Source organism: Deltaproteobacteria bacterium (genome assembly GCA_021737785.1).
Lineage (GTDB): Bacteria > Desulfobacterota > DSM-4660 > Desulfatiglandales > Desulfatiglandaceae > AUK324.
In genome coordinates, this window is record JAIPDI010000005.1 from 1 (window position 1) to 22,177 (window position 22,177).

Below are 22,177 nucleotides of genomic sequence, written 5' to 3' on the forward strand. Positions count from 1 at the left end.
GCTCCGGAACATCGGTGGGGGCTAACTACAGGGAAGCCTGCAGGTCAAGATCCAAGGCTGAATTCATTGCCAAACTGGGGGATTGTCTGAAGGAGCTGGACGAAACCGACTACTGGCTGGGCTTACTGGTGAAAGCCAAAATCATGACCCAATCGCGAATGGAGGCCCTCGTCGGTGAAACAAACCAGTTGATCGCTGTCTTTGTGACAATCATCAAGAACACCAAGGACGGCATGAAGAAATTATGAATTAAGAATTAAGAATTATGAAATGAATTCTCAATACCCTATTCCGCAAATTCATAATTCTACATTCATAATTCTTAATTTGGAAAACACCCCATGTCCTATTATGCGCAGCTGCTTCTCAACGGCATTGTGGCGGGATCCGTGTATGCGCTTTTTGCGGTCGGGCTCACGTTGGTGTACGGGGTCTTCCGGTTCATCAATTTTGCCCACGGGGAGCTGATTGCCTGCGGCGCCTACTTTGTTCTTTTCTTCATGGCTGCGCCCTTGTCGCTTCCGCTGGCCGGGGCTGTCCTCCCCGCCCTGGTCCTGACCGTTTTCGTCGGCCTGGCCCAGGACCGATATGTGTATAAGCCCCTCAGACACCAGAGCCATATCACCCTTCTCATCGCCTCCATCGGTCTTTCGTTCTTTCTGAGAAACGCCATCCAACTGGTGTGGGGCTCGGACCTTCAAACCTACGGCATCGGATTGACCCGGGGGGTCTCTTTTTTCGGGTTGAGCCTGACCTGGATTCAGATGGTCATGGGAGGGACGGCCCTTTTCTTCTTGAGCTTCCTCTATATTCTCCTCACACGGACCCTGCTGGGCAAGTCCCTCCGGGCCGTCTCCGATAACATGGCCCTGGCCGACATCATGGGGATCGACATGAAAAGGGTGGGGAGGGCCGTATGGCTTATCGCCTCGGCGTTTGCGGGAACCGGGGGTATCCTCATGGCGGTGGATACCAATCTGGAGCCTATGATGGGACTGACCAACCTTATCAAGGCATTCGCCGCCCTCCTTCTGGGGGGCGCGGGGAATGTCTGGGGGGCGCTTATCGGCGGACTGATCATCGGCGTGGCGGAAAACCTCGGGGTGGCGTTCTTCTCCCCGGGTTACAAGGACTTCGTTTCTTTTTCCATCATTATCCTCATGCTCCTTTTCAGGCCAAGGGGTATTTTCAGTATTGCGGGAGGTGTCCGTTAACCGATGGATTATGCCCTTCACATACTGATCCTCATGTCGATCTATTCAATTTTTGCCATCTCCCTGAACCTGGAACTGGGTTACACCGGGCTGTATAATTTCGGGCATGTGGCCTTTTTCGGAATCGGCGCCTATACCTCGGCCCTTCTCAGTATCTCCGGGTATCCCGTCATGATGAGCATGGCCTTCGCAATGACCGCGGCCGGGGCCGCCGGGGCCCTCCTCGCGGTTCCGGCCCTGCGGCTGACGGGCGACTATTTCGGCGTGGCGACCCTGGTGTTTGCGGAGATGGTCCGGCTCTTTTTTCTCAATGAACGATGGCTGACCAAGGGGCCGATGGGATTGCCTGGAATTCCCCGCCCCTCCTGGATGAACGAAGGGGTCGCCGGGATGCCAATCTACCTCTTGTTCTGCCTGGTGTTGACCTCAGCTGTGTTTCTTCTCGTCCGCCGCTTGACAACAAGTCCTTTTGGACGGGCCTTGAAGGTCGTCAGAGAGGATGAATACGTGGCGCAGGCCCTGGGAAAATCCGTTTTTATTCTGAAAATCAAGTCCGTGGCCGTAGGATCGGTCCTGGCCGGGCTTGCGGGGGCCCTATGGGCACACTACATCAGTTATATCAGCCCCGGTGATTTTACGCTGAATGAAACCATCCTCGTGCTTCTCTGTGTTGTTCTGGGGGGGAGGGGCACCAACTGGGGACCGGTCCTGGGCGTATGCATGGTGGTATTTTTCGGCGAGGCCGTGCGCTTTCTCCCCATTCCGGCCGGTTTCGGCCGGTTTATCGCGCCTCTCCAGGGAATGGCATACGGCATGGTCCTGGTTCTCATGATGCTCAAACGGCCCGAGGGTCTCGTGCCGGAATATCGGAGGTAGTCATGCTGCGTGTGGAGCAGGTGACAAAGCGTTTCGGCGGCCTCATGGCGGTGAACGATGTCAGTTTCGAGATCGATGACGAGGGCATCACCGGGCTTATCGGTCCGAACGGAAGCGGGAAGAGTACGCTCTTTCATCTTATTACGGGGTTTTATCAACTGGATAAGGGGAAAATCGTCTTCAACGGGAGGGAGGTGGGCGGCCTGGCCCCTCACTGCATCAGCAGGGCCGGATTGATCCGTACGTTTCAGCAGACCCGGGTCCTTCCTTCCATGACGACACTGGATAATCTCCTGGCTGCAGTTCCGGATCAGGCGGGGGAGCAGGTGACATCCCTGTTCCTGCGACCGGGCAGTGTCCGGCGTGAAGAACGGGAAAACAGCCGTCGTGCCGAGGAAATCCTGAAACTTATCACCTTGTCTCACATGCAAAACGAGCTGGCGGGCCGTCTCAGCTTCGGCCAGCAGAAACTGGTGGAACTGGGACGGGTCCTCATGGCAAGGCCCCGGATGATCCTTCTGGACGAGCCCACGGCGGGCATCAATCCAACCCTGGTCAGTGCCTTGTCCCATATCATCAAAGACCTCGCCAGCCGGGGGATTCAGGTCTTCTTGATCGAGCACAATATGCCCTTCGTGACCCGCCTGTGCCGGCGGATTTACGTCATGGATTCAGGGAGCCTTATTTTTTCGGGAACCCCCGGACAAGTCCGGAAAAACGAGCAGGTCATCGAGGCCTATCTCGGAAGGACGGTCCATGCTTGAGGTGCGGGAATTAACAGCGGGGTACGGGCCGGTTCTCGTCCTCCACGATGTGGACGCAACGGTGGAGAAAGATGAAATCGTCTGCATCATCGGGCCGAACGGTGCGGGGAAATCGACGGTGCTCCGGGCCGTGGCAGGACAGATCATTCCTCAGAAGGGGAGGGTGCGCTTCAAGGGTCATGACATAACCCGATGGCCCATCGCCGAAAGAGGAAGGGAAGGTCTGATCTTTATTCCCCAGGGGGAGAATGTCTTTCCGAACCTGACGGTCTATGAAAATCTGGAGATCGCCGGCGCCCTGGTCAAGGATCGCCAACGCCTCCACCGGGCCATTGAATCCGCCTGCGAGACGTTTCCAGTTCTTGCCGGGAACCGGAACCGTCCGGCCCGGGTCCTCTCCGGAGGAGAACGCCAGATGCTTGCCCTGAGCAGGGTGCTTATGGTTCAGCCGCGCCTGGTTCTTCTCGACGAACCCTCGCTGGGGTTGTCGCCGCTTGTGGTGGACCTCATTTTTGACAAGATCGTCGAAATGAACCGCCGGGGCGTTTCCTTTCTCCTGGTGGAACAGAATGCCCGCAAAGGACTTTCCGTCTCGCACCGCGGCTATGTACTTGAACTGGGAAGGAACCGCATCACCGGTCCGGGCAGAGAACTTCTCGACAACCCGGAGCTTCAAAAGCTCTACCTGGGAGGCTAGCCGCCGGCATTCCGCGCAGGCCATTCCAAGGCAGTCATCTCACTCCTGACCCATTTTTTTCATCATGTCTTTCATCATCTTCTGCATTTCTTCCTGGGAGGGGGCCTGACCCTTGCCGCCGTCGCCGAACGACGGCATGCCCATGGCTTCCTGGACGTCCTTGGCCTGGGAGTATCCGGCAGGGATCTCGAACAAGGATCCGGCCTGGCTTTCCAGCTGGATATTTTTCAGGTGAGACGAAATCTTTCCCACCGGCTGGGGGAGCGTGCTTTCCTGACGGATCGGATATCCCAATTCGGGCGTATGCCAGATTTTCATGTGCACAGGAGGCTGGTCATCGTCGAGCTTTACATCCCCCTCGAAGATATCGCACTTATACCCCTCAAGCGTATCGGTCCCTGTCTTTTTCAAGTTGTTGTTTTCGATCCACTCCTTGAAGTTGGCGGCGTCCGCAGCAGGGTTGTTTTTACTGATCTCGTCGATGTTCGTGACCACGTATTTCTTTGTGTCGGGAAACAGTTGATACGTCATCGGGCGTTTGGAGATTGAAATGATTCCCATCATTTCTATGCGATTGAGGTCCTCGTTCTTAAAATAGAGTTTCCCTGAGTGAGTTCCGCCGACGGACTGCATCAGCAGGTCAGCGGAAAACTCGGCGGAAATCGCTCCGGTCGCCATACATAAGCTCAGGATGAATGCCGTAATCAATGGTCGAATCATGTTTTTCTTTCTCCTTCGGGTTGGTATTCCGGTTCTTGAGGGCATCGGCGTGCATCACCTCTCTGATTCTGAAATGCCGTCGGCTGCATCAGCTTTGCTCTGGCATCCCGAATATCCTCATGCCAATTTCTTTTACCCGTTTTAATATCACAGCCGGGTAATGGAATCCATCATTTTTCTCCTGGTCGCAGTGAAGCGAAGATCGTTTGGCTGACAGCCGATGGCTGATAGCCGATGGCTGATAGCCGATGGCTGATAGCCGATGGCTGATAGCTGATGGCTGATAGCTGATGGCTGATAGCTGATGGCTGGAGGGTGAGGGTTTTCTGATCACTGCCCTCCGCCCCCTGCCCCCTGCCCCCTGCTCCCTCCTCCCTGCCCTTTGCCCTCCGCCCTCCGCCCTCCGACTTCCGACTTCCGACTTCCGACTTCAGATCTCCGATCCCATATATGGTTTTATTCTTGCAAAGATTCTACCATATGTTGACATATTATATGGAGTGATCATGAATTATATTAAAAGAACATTAAATTATTGACAAATGCGCATATTTATGCTCTACATCTGATGCAATAGACGCCGTCAATGAATTGGCGGAACAGCCGCTTGCCCGGCGCCTCAAGAGAAAAGATGACGGGCATTTCTCTGGTAAGGCTTTCGGATCCATTGCCATCAGGGGGAGAATAAATTGAATCATAACGCGTTAAAGAGGATCAGGGAGGGGTTGCTGCTCAGCAAGGCGGAACTGGCCAGAACGGCAGGCGTTTCGCCGATAACCATCGATCGGGTCGAAAAGGGAATGGATTGCCGCATGGAGACCAAGCGAAAGATTATCCTCGGGCTTGGACTCGACCTTTCTGAGAAAGAAAAGGTGTTTCCCGGAAATTGATGTTGTTGTCGGTTGCCCATACTGCTGTGTTTGCTTCGCCCCGAGCGGCATCATGACGATGAGAGGGTCTTCGGAATAGACATATGGCCATCAGCAAGAAAAAAACCCTGGTAGGACTGGACATCGGCTCCCATTGCATCAAGCTTGTGGAAATCGTGCATTCGAAACGTGGAAGGGTTCTGCAGAATTTCGGGGTCATCCATACGCCCCCGGGCGCTGTTGTGGAAGGGTCCATAAAAGATCAGGAAGGGGTGGCGTCCGCCATAAAGACCCTTTACAGGAATTTGCGGGTCAGAAACAGCAATGTGGCCGTTTCATTGCCAGGGTATTCGGTGATTTCAAAAAAGATCTCCCTGGTAAAGATGGAAGAAGCGAAGGTTGAATCGGCCATCCAGGAGGAAGCCGAGAAGTATATCCCTTACGACATCAACGAGGTGAACCTGGATTTTGCCGTCCTCGATACCGGGGGCACGTCCGATGCGACCGGAGAGGAGAATGAGACGTCAAAGGACTCCAGGCAGATGGAAGTGCTATTGGTGGCTGCCAAGAGAGAAGTCATTGACGAATATGTGCAGCTGATTCAGGCGGCCGACCTCAACCCGGGCGTGCTGGATGCCGATCTCTTCGCCCTTCAGAATGCCGCTGAAATCAGCCTGCTGAATCCCGAGCCGTGCTACGCCATCATCAACCTGGGGGCCGCTGAACTGGAAATAAATGTGGTTACCAGGGGCATATCCACCTTTTCGAGAGATTCCTCCTATGGCGGGGCCCAGGTCACCGATGCGATCAAGGCGGAATTCAACATTGACCTGCTCGAGGCCGAAAAGATGAAGCTGGGCGGAGCCGAATTGGACGACCAAAAAGAAGAAGGTCTCGCAAAAATTGTAAACCATGAAGTTTCAGGATGGATCAAAGAAATCAAACGGGCGCTCGATTTTGTTTCCGGCACCCGTGCCGGCGATCCCATTAAAAAAATCATCGTCAGCGGCGGGTCGTGTAAAACGCCCGGCCTTCAGAAGTATTTGGAGCTGGAAACCGGTATCCCTGTGGAACCGCTGAACCCTTTCCGGAATTTGGTTGTCGACTATAATCGATTTGACGTTGACTACCTGGATTACATGGCGCTTCAGGCCGGTGTGGCAGTGGGTCTTTCTCTGAGAAGCATAGACGACAAATGATACGAATCAACCTTTTGCCCTTCAGGGCGGCCAGAAAGAAAGAGAACATACGGCAGGAAATCAGCATCTATTTTCTGACGCTGGTGTTTCTCATCCTGCTGATGGGGTACCTCCATACCAGTTCGAGCAGCCGCTTGAACGTATTGACGGCCGAGGAGGGGAAGGCCCGGAAAGAGCTGGCCTTATATGAGAAGAACAACCGGCTGGCCGCCCAGATAACGGCGAAGATAAAGGAGATCAAGAATAGGCTGGTGGTGATTCGGGATCTTGAGCTGAAAAAGGGCGGTCCCCTCAAGCTTCTCACAGAGGTGGCCCTGGCGGTTCCGGAGGACAGGTTGTGGCTCCAATCCCTTGTTGAAAACAGGGGCGTGCTGACCATCAACGGCACTGCCATGGACAACGACACCGTGGCCCTCTTTATGACAAATCTTGAAAAGGCGGAATCCATCACATCGGTCGATCTCAAGAGCACGCAACTCCAGGATTTTCCCAATTACAACCTGAAGGCCTCCGGCTTTCTGCTCACATGCACCACTGTCCTGCAGCAGGCACCTCCGAAGCCAGAACAGAAAACAACGCAAGCCAAAGGGAAGCGTTAGATGGCTCTCAAGCGTATCGATTGGCGGTCCGCCGCGGATTCTTTTTTTGAGCGGGCTCAAAAAGTCAAAAAGGCCCACAGGCTCTTGATCATCTTCGGCCTCGTGCTCTTGTTGGGAGGTGGTTTTGCCTGGTTTGTCTATATGCCCAGGATGCAGGAGATTGATCGCACGGAGAAGGAGATTGCCGATCTCCACCGAAGAATAAATATGGGCAAGATGTGGGGAAAAAAGCTGGTAGCTCTCCAGGAAGAGAAGGCCCAGGTGGAAGAAGAGTTCCGGAAAGCCCTCAAAATTCTACCCAATGAAAGAGAGATCCCGAGCCTGCTTGCCGGCATCAGTCAGCTGGGAGTCGATTCCAACCTGCAATTCAGGCTTTTCAGCCCGGGGAACGAAGCGTTGAGGAATTTTTATGTGGAAATACCTGTCTCAATGGAGGTGGGAGGCCGGTTCAGGGAGGTGATCCTGTTTCTCGATAAGATCAGCCGCATGGAGCGGATTGTAAATATCGTGGACATTTCATTGCGGCCGAGTGCACCGCTTTCCGAAGACCTGATCACCTCGTGCAAGGCCGTCACCTACCGTTTCAAGAGCAAGGAAGACGAAGCAAAAGAGAAGGCGCAGCAGCAGAAAAAGAAATAAAGTATGGCTCACACGGAGAATACAAAAACAGGACTCACACGGAGGCACAGAGACACAAAGAAAACTGAAAAACAGGACAGGTTAAACCCAAAAGAATAAGCCTTTGCGGCTTTGTGGCTTTGTGTGAGAATAAAAAAGCAGGTCTCACACGGAGGCACAGAGACACGGAGAAAAGCAAAAACAGAATATATTAAACCCAAAAAGAAAAACCCTTTGCGGCTTTGTGGCTTTGTGTGAGAATAAAAAAGCAGGTCTCACACGGAGGCACAGAGACACGGAGAAAAGCAAAAACAGAATATATTAAACCCAAAAAGAAAAACCCTTTGCGGCTTTGTGGCTTTGTGTGAGATTTTTTTGATTGGGGCTGTACTGCTTCAGGAATCATGGGGTTGGGAAGATCAATGATGGGAAAGCGTACAATAATAGGGATAACAGGGATCATCTCCGCACTATTCTTGTTTTTTCTTGTGAGTCCGGGGGATGCTGATCCCGCCAAAGAGATTCCCTCGCCGGTATATAAGGATTTCCGGCCTCAGAAAAAGCCGTTTGACCCTGACATGATTCCCGACCCATTCCTCTCCTATCTGGTCAAGCGGGGGCAACAGGCGACTGCGAAGGCGGAGGCTGACAAGGAAAGGCGACTGGCCGAAGAGGAGAAACTGAAAAAACAGAAGCAGGCGGCCGCGGATAAGATGAAGGAACTCCTGATTGCCAGGACCGAATTGCAGAAATTGTCGCTCTCTCAATTGACCTTGACCGCCATTGTTCAGGCCGAAGGTATGGCATGGGCAATGGTCAGGGATCCCAAGGGGAGGGGATTTGTCCTGAAAAAGGGGACCCGGATCGGAACCAACGGGGGCGTGGTGGACAGGGTGGCAAGAAACGAGAAGAAAGTCATCATAAAAGAGCCCTATCTGGAGAAGGAACTCTATATAAAGTATAAAAATGTGGAGATGAAATTGCCCGACCAGGTGTATGAATGAGGGATTGAGGAATTGAGGGATTTGTGTGAGAATTTCTGGTTGCGAGATGCGGGCGGTGACAGGGGGTAGTCTGTTTGCGTCATTTTCCGAGCCTTGCGCCTGGCGCCTAACGCCTTGCGCCTAACTTAGAGGGATGGGTGATGATTCGACTTATTGTATTTTTGTTTTTCATGGTCTGCGGGCCGGGATTCGCGGCAGCCGAACAAGCACATATGTCCCCTTCCCTCCATGGGGGAATTGACAGCCTTTCCGCGTCTCTCATGAAGGAGATCGCCACCAGATACTTTGATTCTGAAAGCCGGCCGGTGATAAAGGTCGCTGTTTTTGACTTCACAGACCAGACGGGAAACATCACGGTCGGATCCCGGTACGTATCCAACCGGATCAGGATCGCCTTCGGGAACAGCCCCCAGTTTGATCTTTTACTCCCCCGGGAGCTTACAGAGGGGGACCAGCTGTTCACTGCCGAGAACTTTGAAAAGGATGACCCCTTGAGAGAACGGGTAGTGGGTGAAATGAAGGCGGATGTCTATGTCTTCGGCCGGATCGATACATCCGCCGTGACAACCGTCGCCTGCCGGGTGGCGCTGTGGGGCATCACCCCCCCCTTTGATGATTTCAGCAAGATCGGCAGTCTTGGGGAATTGGAAGAGAAAGAAAGGGCAATACAGGAAGATGTCCTGGCTCCCCTGCCGTGGCGGGTGACCTTTTCCGCTTCGGGGCATGACTTCTTCAACCGGGTCCTGGTCAAGGCGGCCGGTGAAGAGGCGGGCATTGAGCGCAGGAACCTGGGTGAGGTGATTTTTCTGTCGCAGCCCATATGTGACGATCTCAATCTTTCCTGGCAGGTGAAGGCCGACGGCATGGTATATGACGTGCGCAAGGAGAGCGAGGCCGGAACCCTGCGCAGCCGCACCGGGCAGATGATGCAGAGCCGCGTAAAGAGCCTCGAAGCCCTGAAGGAACTCAGTTATATCATTAAAAATGTTGGATTCGTGGTAAAGGAAACCGGCGGCCCTGCATATCCTCTGGAATTCTATATTCTTCCCAAGAAGAGCGATTTCTACTTTGTTCCGTACCAGGAGGGAGAAACCGGACTCCGGTTCATGTACCTCTGGGGCAGGAGAGAGCTGAGCAAAAAGCCGTCCACCCATGAAAGCGGCAAGGGCTGGAAATTGCATGAAGCGGAACAGGATTACCGGAATGTTCTGCCGTTAGGCACCCATATGGCCACGGCCACCCTGGATCCCATCGCCGAAAGCGAATACGGGTCCAAGAAACCCCGTTCAGAATATGTGTCGAGATTCAAATTCGATGTCCTGCCCGGGTTGAACATCTATGTCATCAACTATGTGTTCCGCAGGGACCGGCCGGAGATCTTTGTGCGTCGTCTCGAGATCGACGGCTCCAGGGATGAACCGGTGCGGGCGGTAAAGCGGATCACGGAGGTCTACCGGGTCTACGGGGAATAGCCGGGAAAAGTGACCGGAGCGAATTCATGCGGTACTACCACAACCAAAAAAATATCTCACACAAAGACACGAAGCCACAGAGAAATTCTTTTTGGGTATTTATCATTGACCCATTTTTGGTTTTTTCTTTGCCTGCCCCGTGAAACCTTTTTTTCTTTTGTTTCACCGGGGTGTCTCTGTGCCTCCGTGTGAGTCATTGGTTTTAAAGGAGGATATCATTGATGAACCTGGATGTTGGTAGGATGTTCCGGAGCGGGCTCAGCCTGCTGGTCGTTGTTTCAGGGGTGTTCATGGGCGCCTGTTCCACGCCTCCCGATACGACGACGGACGTGGCGGATAAGACCCCTGGGTTGGCGGTGATCGAGTCTGCGCGCACAGAGGCAACGCAGCACCAGGCCGTGATCACCTTCGTCTGTTCCGAAGCGACCGCCTATGGAAAACCCCACGCGCTGACCGATCCCGCCCGCCTCTATTTCGAGATTCAAGGGAGACCGGCGCCTGACCTCCCCCTCCGCCAGGTGCTCAAGGCAGGCCCTGTAAAAGAGATCCGCATCCAGGAGAAGACCCCGGGAAAAACCTCGGTGGTGGTCTATGCCAGGCACGAGATGACCCAGACCCGGCTGACGAGGAAGGACAAGGACATCGTCCTCGAGGTTATCCCGGCCTCGCCGGAAGCCAAGAGAGCGGAGGTCGGGTCGCCTCCCCCTGCGCCGCCGGCCCCGGCCCTGCCGCAGATCATGGATGTGGCAGTGACCCAGCGCCCCGGAAACCGGACCCGGCTCAGCATCACCACAGACAAACGGGTCGACTATGATGTGAAATTGGACGGCACAACTCTGATCGTGGACCTCAAGAACGGCACCATCCAGCCGGAGCTGATGAAAAGAATCGATTCCGAACATGCCGAAGGAGCGGTCCAGCGGGTCCAGGCCTTTTATTCCGCACTGGACCGTCACGTATCCTTGAGGGTGGGGTTAAGACAACTGATCCCCTATCACATCACCCGTGAGGGCACGGAATTGAATATCGACTTTGATTCGGTTCAGGTGGAGACCGCCCGGGAAAGAAGGCCGGAACCCCTCGCATCGGAACAGCGGGTGCAGACTCCTGAGACAACTCCCGTGCGTCCGCCCCATACCCAGGCGGAAACACCGGAGACAGGGTCCCCCGAAGGAATCGAGATGCGGGCCGGGCTCTTTGAGGCCACATCCAAACAATATGCGGGCCAGAGGATGAGCTTTGATTTTGTGGATACGGATATCCGGAACATCCTCCAGCTGGTATCCGAGGTGGCCGGGATCAATATCGTCTGGGGCAGCGACGTGGAGGGAAAGATTTCCATGAAGCTGGACAACATCCCCTGGGACCAGGCCCTTGAAATGATCCTCAGGCCCAACGGCCTGACTTACCAGATCGAAGACGATGTTCTCTGGGTGGTGCCCAAGGAAAAACTGCGGGACCTGGAGATCAAGGAAGGAAAGCGGAAAGGGGCCCTCCTGGCATCCAAGAGACTCCAGGGAGTCTTTGAGGCCAAGATCGTCGAGTTCATCCTCATCCGGCACCGAAAGGCCTCGGATATCTTCAGGATGCTGGTGGGCGACAAGGATGCCGACCCGCCCATACCGCCTGCCCTGGATATCGAGGCCGCGGAATCCGAGGAAGAGGAGGAGGGGGAGGAGGAAAAGGGGAAGAAGGTAAAGATCGCCACCCTGGATCTCTACCTCTCCTACGATTCGGAAACCAATATGATCATCGCCAATGGGGTGCGGGCCAAGGTGGACAAGGTCAAGGAACTGATTGCCAAGCTCGACGTTGCGATGAAGCAGGTCCTGATCGAGGCCCGCATCGTGGAGGCCACTACCGGTTTTACACGCGACCTCGGGGTACAGTGGCAGTCCCTGGATGGGAACCGGCCCGGCTTCAGGAACGACTGGATCAACACAGGGTCCAATTTCAGCGGGGCAACGCAATTCTCCACCAACGCACCTGCCAACTGGACGCCCAACATCGGCCTTGCCTTCGGCTGGCTCACCGGCGGGGGCCTGGGCGCCATATCCATTGACGCATCCCTGGCCCTGGGGGAGAGCGATAACAAGGCGCACATCATCTCGGCCCCCAAGGTCCTGACCGTGAACGGCGGAGAGGCGTATATCGAACGAGGAACCATCCAGTATTTCCCGGTCAGCACCCTGGATACCATCGATTTTAAAGAGATCCCCGCGGTGCTCTCTCTCAAGGTCAATCCCACTGTGAGCGCCGATAATTCCCATGTCACCATGGTGGTAGAGGTTACGGATGACCAGCCGAGTCCGGAAACGACAACCGTCCAGTCATCCAGTACAGCCGACGACAGGCAGGAGGTTTCGTCCCCTGCCGGAAGGACCACTAAGAAGATCACCAGTACGCTGATGGTCAGGACCGGGGATACCATTGTCATCGGCGGGATTTATCAGAAGGCGGACAGGGTTGTAGATTCAGGGGTTCCGTTCCTCAAGGATGTCCCTTTACTGGGCTGGCTCTTCAAGGCGCAATACGATACCCGGGAGCGGACTGAACTCCTCATATTCCTGACGCCCACGGTGGTGGATCCCCTGAGAACGACGGGCGGCTGATACAGCGTACCCGCAAACAAAAGTATCTCACACAGAGACACAGAGACACAGAGACACGTAGAAAGAAAAATATTGTTAATTATAACCCCAAAAGAAATCTCTGTGGCTTTTCGGCTTTGTGTGGAAATAGAAAACCATGAACGCTTTTAGGAAACAACATCTTCTCATGATTCTTGCCCTTGGCCTCCTCCTTGCCTGCGGGATTGGGTGTGCGACCAATCGGGTGGACACAAAGAAACGGGCCAAGGCCCTTCAGGATATGGGCAATGCCATGGCCGTGCAGGGCGACTTGCGCGGGGCACTTGGAAAGCTATTGGAGGCGGTCAAATTGGACCCCGACAACGTGGACCTGAATCATCAGATCGCCATTGTCCTGCGGAATCTGGGGCAATATGATCTTTCTCTCAAATATTTCCAGCGCACCCTGGCCCTCAATCCCAAATTTTCAGAGGCCCGGAACAACCTGGGTACCCTCTATCTCCTGATGGAAAGGTGGGACCCGGCCATTGCCTGTTTTAAAGAGGCTGTCAGCGACATCCTTTACAACACGCCCCAGTATGCCTACAACAACATGGGGTATGCCTATTATCGGAAAGGCGACTACGACAGGGCTGTCGAGTACTACACCCAGGCATTGAGTGCGTCCCGTTGCTACATTGTGGCCTATTCCAATCTGGCCCGGGCTTATGAGGCAAAAGGGGATCTGGATCAGGCGGTCGCCGCCTACCATCAGGCTGTTTTTTGCGCACCAAAGGATGCAGCGACGCATCTGGAACTGGCCAAGGTCCTGTTGAAACAGGGAAAGAAAAAAGAGGCCAAAGAGGAACTGGACCTGACCATCTGGGCGGATCCCACGGGCCGGGAGGCCAATGAGGCACGGAACTTGCTGAAAGATTTGTGACTCACACCCCGGTGAAACAACAGAAAAGGATGGTTTCACGGGGCAGGCAGAGGCACAGAGACACAAAGAAAACCAAAAAACAGAACATGTTAAGACCATAAAAGCAAAACCCTTTGTGGCTTCGTGGCTTTGTGTGAGAATAAAACATTGAACATTATCCAACTGATAAACCATATCCAAGTTGTCTGATTTACGGGCAGACCTTTGGGGGAGATCCTGTCCACTCTGTGTGGGCTTTCAACGATGACAATCAGTGGGCTGTACTCATCACCGTATATCGTCCGGACTGTCAACGGTGGATCGATTTTCGAAAGAGGAGATTAGAAACGTGATGCCTTTTGATAAATGCCCGATTTGCGGCGGGGAACTGGAAGAAAGAGAAGTGGAAAAGCTTTTGCGCGGCGGCGATCACACTGCCGTTGTGAAGGTACAGGCAGAGGTCTGCCTCCACTGTGGCGAGCGACTATATCCTGTTGAAACTGTAAGATTATTTGAGAATATCAGGAACCGATTAAAAAGAGAACAACTCTCAGGGTTTCTCCCTTTGGGACAGCTATTCATGGTGGATAAAAGTCGTCTTGACATGATAACGCCACCCGATTGTTAGGGAAATCGGTGTGAAAATAAAAACAACGATGACTCACACGGAGGCACAGAGACACAAAGAAAACCAAAAACAGAATATGTTAAACCCAAAAGAAAAACCCTTTGTGGCTTCGTGGTTTTGTGTGAGAATAGAAAATGAAGGAAAATGAGATCGGGGCGATTGTCGTAGATTGTGCCGTGATGCTCCACAGGGAGCTTGGCCCCGGACTGCTCGAGATCGTATACGAGGTTTTGCTTGCCCACCTGATCCAGGAGAGGGGATTACATGTGGAACGGCAGGTTCCGATCCCCATAGAGTTTCACGGAATTCGGTTTGATGAAGGTTTTCGTGCGGACATGCTTGTAGAGAGAAAGGTAATCCTGGAATTGAAGTCAGTGGAAAACATCAATAAGGCGCATAAGAAACAGGTCCTCACCTATCTGAGGCTGACGGGCCTGAAGCTGGGTTACCTGCTCAATTTTGGACAAGCGTTGATGAAGGACGGCATCTTTCGGATCGTGAACGGCACTCTTGAATAAAAACCCATAACTCACACAGAGGCACAAAGACACCCCGGTGAAACAAAAGAAAAAAAGGTTTCACGGGGCAGGCAAAGAAAAACCAAAAATAGGTCTATGACAAACCCAAAAAGAATTTCTCTGCGGCTTTGTGGCTTTGTTTACCCCGTAGCTTCGGAAAATGGTACTGGGGTGTGAGAATAAAAAAAATGCTGGGGAGGGGTTATGCATAAAAATGGAATGTTTCGGACGACGTTGGCGGGTGTTGCACTGTTCAGCCTTCTTTTACTTCTGGCCTCGTGCGGCGGCGGCGGGGACGATTCCGGAGGCGCGGCCGGCACTACCGGGACGATCACACTTGTGGCCGATGTCACCAGCATCCCGGCGGATGGGGTTAGTTCGGCCAACATCAGAGCGACAGTAAGAGACAGCGCCGGCAACCCGGTCCGTCACTACACCGACGTTACGTTTACCACCACCCTGGGCCGCTTCGAAAACGGCAGCACCAGCTACACCATGCAGACCCAGCCCCCCCTTGATGAAAAAGGGTGGCCGGACAAGTCAGCCCCCCCCACCGGCATTGCGGATGCCGCCTTGATCGCAAGCACCACGGCAGGGACTGCGAAGGTCACGGTAAGTTCAAGCGGTGTGACCCAGTCCATAAACATCCAGATAGTCGGTGGATTGGTGGCTGAGATATCCCTCAGCGCATCCTCAGGGACTGTAAGATCGGATAATTCCGATACCACAACCATTACGGCCAAGGTCCTGGATGTAAACAACGCGGCCCTCAAAGACACTACCGTATCATTCAGGGCATCGGACGGGACATTAAGCGCCCCGAGTGCTGTTACGGATGAAAACGGAGAGGCCACCGTCATATTTTCAGCCGGCAATATGGACAAGGGCAACAGGATAAGCACCATCACCGCAACTTCCGGAACGGTTTCCAGGCAGATACTTATCACGGTCGCCGGAACCACTCTCGGCCTCCAGACAGATTATACGAATCTGGAAATTGAAGCACCTGTCGGCAGTTTCGGAGCAGCCAACGATACGGCCACCCTCACCATTACTGCCACGGATGCCGGAAAGAATCCCATTTACAATGCCCATCTTACCGTAAGCGTGGACCCATCTTCCACAGGCAATGTCTTGCTTTCAATCACCGGCGGCTACACCGACTCCAAAGGGGAACTGGTGGTTAAAGTAACAGGCAAGGCAAAAGGGAATGTGATCGTCAGGGTGGAAGGGTTGGGGACCACTGCTACCCAAGCCTACACCGTCGGCATAACCGGAGAAATATTCAGTATTACGAGTCCGGACCAGGACCCCTATGACCTCCAAAAAGGCGAGAACCTCACGGTTGTGGTAACGGCGCCCACCCAGACCCAGGTAATTTTTGCAACGACCTGCGGCGCCTGGGACGGGGGGATCTCGGCAGTGGTTACAAAGGCCGTTGCAAACAAAGAGGCCTCGGCCGTGCTCAATTCAAGCGACGCGTGCGTTGCTACTGTTCAGGTCTATGACGCAGATAATCCCAATACATCGGATTCGATAAAGGTTAATATATTCCTCCCGGCGGATGCAGCATCCCGGATATATCTGCAGGCGGGCGCCTATGTGGTGGCCAAGTCCACCGGGGGCGTAAGCAATACGGTCGCCCTGGAGGCACTGGTCAGAGACGACTCTTTTCAGATTGTGCCCAATGTGCCGGTCTCGTTCAGCATCGCCGATTCCACAGGCGGGGGAGAATTTGTTTCGCCGCCCCTGGCGTACACCCTGGAGGGAACCGGCAAGGCCGAGGCCACATTTACCTCCGGCTCGATGAGTTCAGGTGCACAAGGGGTAACGGTAAACGCTGCGGTGGTCGGGAAACCGGAGGTCGCCGACAGTATACGCATCGTCATCGGAGGCACTGCCGCCTCGGTCGTCATCGGACAGAGCACTTCCATTGAATCCATAAACAGCGATACCTCCTATAGACTGCCGATGACTGCGCAGGTGGTGGATTCGAACGGCAACCCGGTGCCGGACGCAAGGATTTCTCTGCAGCTCTGGCCGAAATATTACAGAACAGGGGTATGGATACCGGAAACCATCGGTAATACCAATTGTTTTCCAGAGGTTACCAATGAATATCCCAACGAGGACGATACATTTCCCGGCACCGCCTTTTACCGAAATCTTATTCTGGATACTGGAGAAGACAGAAACGGAGACGGTCAGCTTACTCCTTCCAGCTCTGCCGCGGGATCCCTCCCCGCCGAGGTGGTGGCAGACAGCACCGGCGTGGCCTCCTTTGACCTGATCTACCCCAAATCATCCGCGGTGTGGATCCTGGCTGAACTCACCGCGAGCACCCTGGTGGTGGGGTCCGAGACCCGGTCCAAGACTGAATTCGTTCTCCCCTATTTGCAGTCGGACGCACAGTCATGTTCCCTCCCCGACTCCCCGTACAATACTTCAGTGCCAACCATGGAGATCGTGGTTACCGCCACGCCGGATGAAGTCTATCCGGATGAAGGGTTAAGCACCAGTTCGATCAGGGCATTGGTGACCCAGCTGGACCAGCCTGCTCCGGACGGCACCCGCGTCAGCTTTGCCATCGTATCGGGTACCGGTGGATTCAACTCCACGTTGACGTTAACCGAGATTTTCGCCACTACCATCGCCGGTCAGGCGGGCGTTACCTATTATTCCGGCGGTAGACCGGGGGATGTGACGATCAGGGCTACCCTGGCTGACGGGACCACCGCCACTGTGGATCTCAAGTTGACCAGAGGGGCCGGTGAACCGTTTAATATCGATCTGCAATTCTTCCCTCCGGAACTCTCCGCAGACGGCGGGGACAGCCAAAGTTATGTCAGGGCGGACGTTACGGACGACGAGGGGTTTCCCGTACTTGACAATACCCTCATCACCTTTGCCATCATAGAGGGTTCCGGGGCATTTGGAAGTCCCTTCCCTACGGGTTTAAACGAAGTCACCACGCTTACCACGGCAGGCATCGCCAGTGTGATTTATTATTCCGGCTCCACCCCCGGCGATGTGCTGATCAGGGCCCAGGCGGATAACGGCAGCTTTGCTGAGGAAGTGCTGGCTCTGGTCGAGGTCATCGGATCTATGACCCTTACGGCCAGCCCGGCCAGCATTCCCGCAGACGGGACAAGCTCTTCAGCGATTACCGCGACCATAAGGGACAACTCAGGCAATCCGGTCCCGAGAGGAACTTCCGTTATATTTGACACCAGTCTCGGAACCATTTCCACCCCCTCTGTGACCACCCCAAATGATTCAGGCGTGGTAACGGTTTCACTGATCGCCGGGAACACAGCAGGGATAGCGGTGGTAACGGCAACGGCGACAGTCGGCACGACTCCCCTTACCCAGTCAACAACGGTGACTATCGGTACTCCGATCATCTTACTGACCGCGGTCCCAAATAGCATTGACGACGGGGGAACAACAACCCTCACAGCCACTGTTAGATTTGATGATGGGACACCGGTTCCAGGTGTCTTAGTGGAGTTTAGAAAAGCAGATGCCGGCGCCACGACATCGCTGGACCCAACAGTCAAGATGACTGACGCAGATGGGAAAGCAACAGTTACACTTACAGGCACTCTGACAGACCCAACAGCTGCTGGATCAACGACAGTAACGGCTACCTACGGAACCGAAACGGCCAACGTTACCATTCCCATTACTGTGCCTTAAGATACATTTGGGGGCATGGGGACGCTGTTCGGTTTTTGGGTTTTTCGCAGGTCAACGGTTGAAATAGGTGGCGCTAATGGAGAGATGCATAAATGGAAAAGGTACTTCCACAAATAGATTCCATACAGGAACTGGCCAGATTCTGGGATACCCATGACCTGGCTGATTTCGAGGATCAATTGGAAGAGGTCCGTGAGAGCGTTTTCAAACGTAGCACGAGGAACGTGTCACGCGATCTTGAAATCTGCCGGAATTAAGGCACAGGGGAGAAAACAATCATGATTGAATTGCCATATTCCCTAATAATTGAAGCCACGGAAGAGCCTGATTACTTTGGATTCTATTCCCCTGATCTTGAGGGGTTCACGGGTATAGGCCATTCTGTTGAGGACTGCATTTACAAAGCCAAGTGGGGGATGAAAGAACATGTAGAACTCTTGTCTCAGCAAAAGCTGCCGGTTCCCATGAAGAACCCCAATCCGAAAATTCTTGTTCAAAATGAAAAAGACCCTGAGCAATGGGGAAGGCTGGCGAGTGGCTAAATGGGCGCATGGGCACGGTGTTCGGTTTTTAGGGTTGTCGGCGTTCCGAGTCGGAATTCGTGGTTTGGACGCCACTCAGACAGGGGAGCGGAGCAGGTTGGCGGTTTTGATGAGAAGGACGATTCGATGTTGAGCAACGCCCATAGGAAGCATATCCGCTTTTGTTTTACGGCCTGGCTGTTCCTCCTGGTCTTGGTCTTCATTGTGCCGGCGATCCCCCTGGCTGAGGAAAAGACGCCTCCCTATTATCCGGAAGGATACCGGGGCAAGAGCGGATCCGATGTCGATATTCCAATAAAGGATTTCCCCTCCCTTTTCAAAAAAGCCCCGGCCACATCCGGGACCGATAAGAAGCCATCCCCTCAATATCGGGAAGCGCGGCCCGAGAGTCCCGTACTGTCAGCGAAGCCGGATATCGAAGACTCGGGGCTCCGGCCGCCGGGAATCGATGAGGGGACCTTTCAAACGCAGGAATATGTGGTGCAGGAAGGGGATTGGCTGGTCAAGATCCTTCGGGAAAAAGGGCTGATCAAGGATCAGAATCTGCCTGAACTCCTCTCCCTGCTGAGAAAGCTCAATTCCTCCCTCCGCAGTCTGGATATGATCCAGCCGGGTGAAAAGATCGTTATCCTGGTAAAAGTAGTCCCGGGCAGTGAATCAGAGGAGGAGACCCCGCGGGATCTAAAATATGAGACATACCGGGTCAAGCGGGGCGATATCCTGAGCCGGGTGGCCATGCGCCGGTACAATATTTCAAAGGAACAGTTCAGCCGCGAGTACCTGAAACTTTTTATGGAGAGCAACCCCTCCATCAAGGACCCGGACAAGCTGTTGGTCGGACAGGTGATCAGGCTCCCCCTCTACCCGGCAACCCCCATTGATATTGCGAAGAAGCCGCCTGTGATGCGGGACCTGGAAAAATCCCCCCACGGACGAGTGGCCCTGAAGGCGCCGGCCATGCCCGAACGCGTCCAGCCCCCCCGACCCAGGCCGCCGTTACCGCCCAAGACGCCGCCTCCCCCGCCTGCGCCGGTCAAGGTCAGGCCGGCGCCGGACGTGAAGGACACGCCCCCGCCTCCCCAATCCTGGCCCGCCTCTTTGAAACCGGTGACACCGGCACGGATAGACGACAGTGTCCGTCCAGGGAGAGGCGGTCAGGCCACCATCATCATCACGGACGGTCTGGGTACGGTGATTTCGAGGATGGGGGAGGAGTGGGTCAATTCAGGGGAGCATTTTATCCCCATGGCCTCGGGCGGGCACATTAACCTGGATGCACAATCGTATCCGATTGTCCGCCTTCAGCAGGGGATCACGGTGATTGTGGATGTTCACAGCGCGCTTCCGCAGAAAATGTCCAGGGTGCTGGAATCGACCTGGGCGAATTACCGGGTGGTGCGGCTCTCCCCCAGTGATGACCTGCGTTCGGCGCTGGATAAGATATTGAATGCCTTCAGCTACCCCAAGGCCTTTAAAAAGGGCGATCCCCTGACACTGGGGGGGGCCGTCCCGGTCAGCATTACCGGAGATTGGATCATTACGCCGCCTCAAACCCGTTCAGGGAAAGGTCCGAAGTATGTGGTTATAAACCTCATGGAGGGGCAAAGCCGGGGTCTCCCCCGAACCATCAAGAACTACCTGAAGCTGCTGGGGGTGGAGGTCATTGAATATCCCCAGCCCGAGGAAGGGCCTTCAGACGGAGGGGCGCCGGCCTCAACCGCCCGGACCGCGGAAGATCCTGCGGCATTGATCGCGGCGGTGTTGAACCTGATGGCCCAGCCGTTTACCAGCCAGAAGAATATCCCGGCCTATGCGACCCGCAATGAGGATTTCAAATTCACGGTCAAGGCGGATTTTTATCTGGAAATCAGGGGACGCCGGCACATCATCGATCTGGGAGGGCTGGGTCCGGATGTGGTTTCCCTTTTGAAGGACAACGGCGTCTCGGTCCTCTCCCTGGCGCAAAATAAGGACCCGGCCGACATGGTGTCAAAGGTTCTCGAATTCCTGAATGTGCACTTCGATCGCGGTCCCCATGTGTTCATGGCCAAAAAGGAAGACATGTCCAGAAACGTCAAGCTGACCCTTTCAGGAATCACCTTTCATGACCACAAGGGCAATTCCGTGCTCGTGACGTCGGTGGATCTCCCGCCTGAGATTGTCTCATTCCTGTCACAGAGAGGGTACAATATCCTGGTCCTTTCGCCCTTAGCGCCTTCGGGTGCAGGGAGCGCCTGAAAACCGTTGGGAAATGAATATTGATGGTCTCGTAAAAAGTCAGGAAATGCCATTTTTCGTCATTCCGGCGAATGCCGGAATCCAGTCCCGCAACAGCGGGATTCAATCAGTTACAAAACCTCTGGACCCCGTTTTTCAACGGGGTGACGACTTTTTACGAGACCATCAACAATGAAGAATGAATGGTGAAAAACATCGGCAACATGAAACGGCATGTCATCGCCTTGATCGCGCTCCTGGGGCTTTTCTCCCTGATTGCAGGGGACGGATGGGCCAAAAAGGTCTACATCTGGCGGGACAGTGACGGACAAGCCCATTTTTCCGACACCCCTCCGGGCCCTGAGGAGAGCGGCGGTGAGGTGGAGGAAAGAAGATTCAAGGAGGCGCCCCCCACGGAAGAAACCGCCCCGGTGGTTGCCAGGAGCCCGATTGAACACGCGGTCCAGTGCACCTTCAGGATCAAAAACAAGAAAGGCGGGGCATCGGGGTTTTTCATCGACGACAAGGGTCTGGCCGTGACGGCAAGACATGTGGTCCAGTCCGCCACGTACAGTATGGAGGCTGAAGTCCCAGGCCATAGCCGGAAATACAGGGTTCGGATTCTGAAAAAGAGCCGCCATCACGACCTTGCGCTTCTCCGGGTCGCGATAGACCGGCCGACCCCCTATCTTGAGATCAGAGATCCCCATACACTTAAGCCCGGCGAGGAACTCTGGGCAATCGGCAACCCCCTGCTGGCGTTTAAGGAAACCGTTACCAAGGGAAATTTCAGCCGGATGTTTCCGGAGGAGGACTGGAAGAAAGAAGCAAAGATGAAACTCCCTCCTCATAAATTCAGGGGGGATCAGGTGCAGTTTTCCACGCCGGTGATTCCGGGCAACAGCGGGGGGCCGGTGGTGGACCGGGACGGCAAAGTCGTAGGGGTGGTAAGCTTCGGGTTTCCCAATACGCCCATCAATTTTGCAGCGCCGAGTTCATATATTCAAACGGAATTCGAGTCCTACCTGAAATAAGTTACAGCTGAAAGC

22 protein-coding genes are annotated in these 22,177 nt (G+C 54.3%); 21 read left to right on the top strand and 1 reads right to left on the bottom strand.

What is annotated here, in order from left to right; all coding sequences use genetic code 11:
- From K9N21_04070 to K9N21_04090, 5 genes are all read left to right on the top strand, one after another.
- A partial coding sequence (locus tag K9N21_04070) for a four helix bundle protein (protein MCF8143078.1) occupies positions 1-248 on the top strand: 248 nt, incomplete at its 5' end.
- Between the two features lie 93 nt (positions 249-341).
- On the top strand, positions 342-1,214 hold the full coding sequence (locus K9N21_04075) for a branched-chain amino acid ABC transporter permease (protein MCF8143079.1): 873 nt from the start codon (positions 342-344) through the stop codon (positions 1,212-1,214).
- A gap of 3 nt (positions 1,215-1,217) precedes the next feature.
- Positions 1,218-2,090, top strand: coding sequence for a branched-chain amino acid ABC transporter permease (locus K9N21_04080; GenBank protein ID MCF8143080.1), 873 nt, complete (start codon positions 1,218-1,220; stop codon positions 2,088-2,090).
- A 2-nt stretch (positions 2,091-2,092) separates the two neighbouring features.
- Entirely contained in the window at positions 2,093-2,854 is a 762-nt protein-coding gene (locus tag K9N21_04085; GenBank protein ID MCF8143081.1) for an ABC transporter ATP-binding protein, read from the top strand.
- Positions 2,847-3,551, top strand: a complete 705-nt coding sequence (locus K9N21_04090; protein ID MCF8143082.1) for an ABC transporter ATP-binding protein — start codon at positions 2,847-2,849, stop codon at positions 3,549-3,551. Before K9N21_04085 ends, K9N21_04090 begins: the two co-directional genes overlap by 8 nt.
- 39 nt (positions 3,552-3,590) lie before the next feature.
- Here K9N21_04090 and K9N21_04095 read toward each other — a convergent pair whose 3' ends face one another.
- Entirely contained in the window at positions 3,591-4,271 is a 681-nt protein-coding gene (locus K9N21_04095; GenBank protein ID MCF8143083.1) for a DUF4412 domain-containing protein, read from the bottom strand.
- 689 nt (positions 4,272-4,960) lie between these two features.
- Here K9N21_04095 and K9N21_04100 point away from each other — a divergent pair.
- The 16 genes from K9N21_04100 to K9N21_04175 all read left to right on the top strand — a co-directional run bounded on the left by K9N21_04100 (position 4,961) and on the right by K9N21_04175 (position 22,162).
- Positions 4,961-5,161 (top strand): helix-turn-helix domain-containing protein, encoded by a 201-nt coding sequence (locus K9N21_04100; protein ID MCF8143084.1) that lies wholly within the window; start codon positions 4,961-4,963, stop codon positions 5,159-5,161.
- An 83-nt stretch (positions 5,162-5,244) separates the two neighbouring features.
- Positions 5,245-6,339: a pilus assembly protein PilM gene (locus tag K9N21_04105; GenBank protein MCF8143085.1), complete on the top strand. Its 1,095-nt coding sequence runs from the start codon at positions 5,245-5,247 to the stop codon at positions 6,337-6,339.
- Positions 6,336-6,938, top strand: a complete 603-nt coding sequence (locus tag K9N21_04110) for a PilN domain-containing protein (protein ID MCF8143086.1) — start codon at positions 6,336-6,338, stop codon at positions 6,936-6,938. Before K9N21_04105 ends, K9N21_04110 begins: the two co-directional genes overlap by 4 nt.
- Positions 6,939-7,577 carry a type 4a pilus biogenesis protein PilO gene (locus K9N21_04115; GenBank protein MCF8143087.1) on the top strand — a complete coding sequence of 213 codons (639 nt, stop codon included), beginning with the start codon at positions 6,939-6,941 and terminating at the stop codon, positions 7,575-7,577.
- A 401-nt stretch (positions 7,578-7,978) separates the two neighbouring features.
- Positions 7,979-8,560: a pilus assembly protein PilP gene (locus tag K9N21_04120; protein ID MCF8143088.1), complete on the top strand. Its 582-nt coding sequence runs from the start codon at positions 7,979-7,981 to the stop codon at positions 8,558-8,560.
- A gap of 140 nt (positions 8,561-8,700) precedes the next feature.
- A complete protein-coding gene (locus K9N21_04125; GenBank protein MCF8143089.1) occupies positions 8,701-10,032 on the top strand; it encodes a hypothetical protein in 1,332 nt (443 codons plus the stop codon).
- A gap of 221 nt (positions 10,033-10,253) precedes the next feature.
- The gene (gene pilQ / locus K9N21_04130; GenBank protein MCF8143090.1) at positions 10,254-12,644 is read left to right on the top strand and encodes a type IV pilus secretin PilQ; all 2,391 of its coding nucleotides are present in this window, start codon (positions 10,254-10,256) and stop codon (positions 12,642-12,644) included.
- Between the two features lie 136 nt (positions 12,645-12,780).
- Positions 12,781-13,545, top strand: coding sequence for a tetratricopeptide repeat protein (locus tag K9N21_04135; GenBank protein ID MCF8143091.1), 765 nt, complete (start codon positions 12,781-12,783; stop codon positions 13,543-13,545).
- A 146-nt stretch (positions 13,546-13,691) separates the two neighbouring features.
- A complete protein-coding gene (locus K9N21_04140) occupies positions 13,692-13,877 on the top strand; it encodes a DUF4258 domain-containing protein (GenBank protein MCF8143092.1) in 186 nt (61 codons plus the stop codon).
- Complete coding sequence (locus K9N21_04145; protein MCF8143093.1) at positions 13,874-14,152, top strand: YgiT-type zinc finger protein; 279 nt, start codon at positions 13,874-13,876, stop codon at positions 14,150-14,152. Before K9N21_04140 ends, K9N21_04145 begins: the two co-directional genes overlap by 4 nt.
- Positions 14,153-14,286: 134 nt before the next feature.
- The gene (locus tag K9N21_04150) at positions 14,287-14,670 is read left to right on the top strand and encodes a GxxExxY protein (protein ID MCF8143094.1); all 384 of its coding nucleotides are present in this window, start codon (positions 14,287-14,289) and stop codon (positions 14,668-14,670) included.
- 204 nt (positions 14,671-14,874) lie between these two features.
- Positions 14,875-18,369: an Ig-like domain-containing protein gene (locus K9N21_04155; GenBank protein MCF8143095.1), complete on the top strand. Its 3,495-nt coding sequence runs from the start codon at positions 14,875-14,877 to the stop codon at positions 18,367-18,369.
- 92 nt (positions 18,370-18,461) lie between these two features.
- Entirely contained in the window at positions 18,462-18,626 is a 165-nt protein-coding gene (locus K9N21_04160) for a BrnA antitoxin family protein (GenBank protein ID MCF8143096.1), read from the top strand.
- Positions 18,627-18,647: 21 nt separating this feature from the next.
- Positions 18,648-18,911, top strand: a complete 264-nt coding sequence (locus tag K9N21_04165) for a type II toxin-antitoxin system HicB family antitoxin (protein ID MCF8143097.1) — start codon at positions 18,648-18,650, stop codon at positions 18,909-18,911.
- Between the two features lie 126 nt (positions 18,912-19,037).
- Positions 19,038-21,149 (top strand): LysM peptidoglycan-binding domain-containing protein, encoded by a 2,112-nt coding sequence (locus K9N21_04170; protein ID MCF8143098.1) that lies wholly within the window; start codon positions 19,038-19,040, stop codon positions 21,147-21,149.
- Between the two features lie 182 nt (positions 21,150-21,331).
- The gene (locus K9N21_04175; protein MCF8143099.1) at positions 21,332-22,162 is read left to right on the top strand and encodes a trypsin-like peptidase domain-containing protein; all 831 of its coding nucleotides are present in this window, start codon (positions 21,332-21,334) and stop codon (positions 22,160-22,162) included.
- Positions 22,163-22,177 lie beyond the last annotated feature (15 nt).

Coding starts and splice junctions, on each gene's coding strand:
- K9N21_04075 (MCF8143079.1), top strand. CDS start 342: ATGTCCTATTATGCGCAGCTGCTTCTCAACGGCATTGTGGCGGGATCC.
- K9N21_04080 (MCF8143080.1), top strand. CDS start 1,218: ATGGATTATGCCCTTCACATACTGATCCTCATGTCGATCTATTCAATT.
- K9N21_04085 (MCF8143081.1), top strand. CDS start 2,093: ATGCTGCGTGTGGAGCAGGTGACAAAGCGTTTCGGCGGCCTCATGGCG.
- K9N21_04090 (MCF8143082.1), top strand. CDS start 2,847: ATGCTTGAGGTGCGGGAATTAACAGCGGGGTACGGGCCGGTTCTCGTC.
- K9N21_04095 (MCF8143083.1), bottom strand. CDS start 4,271: ATGATTCGACCATTGATTACGGCATTCATCCTGAGCTTATGTATGGCG.
- K9N21_04105 (MCF8143085.1), top strand. CDS start 5,245: ATGGCCATCAGCAAGAAAAAAACCCTGGTAGGACTGGACATCGGCTCC.
- K9N21_04110 (MCF8143086.1), top strand. CDS start 6,336: ATGATACGAATCAACCTTTTGCCCTTCAGGGCGGCCAGAAAGAAAGAG.
- K9N21_04115 (MCF8143087.1), top strand. CDS start 6,939: ATGGCTCTCAAGCGTATCGATTGGCGGTCCGCCGCGGATTCTTTTTTT.
- K9N21_04120 (MCF8143088.1), top strand. CDS start 7,979: ATGATGGGAAAGCGTACAATAATAGGGATAACAGGGATCATCTCCGCA.
- K9N21_04125 (MCF8143089.1), top strand. CDS start 8,701: ATGATTCGACTTATTGTATTTTTGTTTTTCATGGTCTGCGGGCCGGGA.
- pilQ (MCF8143090.1), top strand. CDS start 10,254: ATGAACCTGGATGTTGGTAGGATGTTCCGGAGCGGGCTCAGCCTGCTG.
- K9N21_04135 (MCF8143091.1), top strand. CDS start 12,781: ATGAACGCTTTTAGGAAACAACATCTTCTCATGATTCTTGCCCTTGGC.
- K9N21_04150 (MCF8143094.1), top strand. CDS start 14,287: ATGAAGGAAAATGAGATCGGGGCGATTGTCGTAGATTGTGCCGTGATG.
- K9N21_04155 (MCF8143095.1), top strand. CDS start 14,875: ATGCATAAAAATGGAATGTTTCGGACGACGTTGGCGGGTGTTGCACTG.
- K9N21_04160 (MCF8143096.1), top strand. CDS start 18,462: ATGGAAAAGGTACTTCCACAAATAGATTCCATACAGGAACTGGCCAGA.
- K9N21_04165 (MCF8143097.1), top strand. CDS start 18,648: ATGATTGAATTGCCATATTCCCTAATAATTGAAGCCACGGAAGAGCCT.
- K9N21_04170 (MCF8143098.1), top strand. CDS start 19,038: ATGTTGAGCAACGCCCATAGGAAGCATATCCGCTTTTGTTTTACGGCC.
- K9N21_04175 (MCF8143099.1), top strand. CDS start 21,332: ATGGTGAAAAACATCGGCAACATGAAACGGCATGTCATCGCCTTGATC.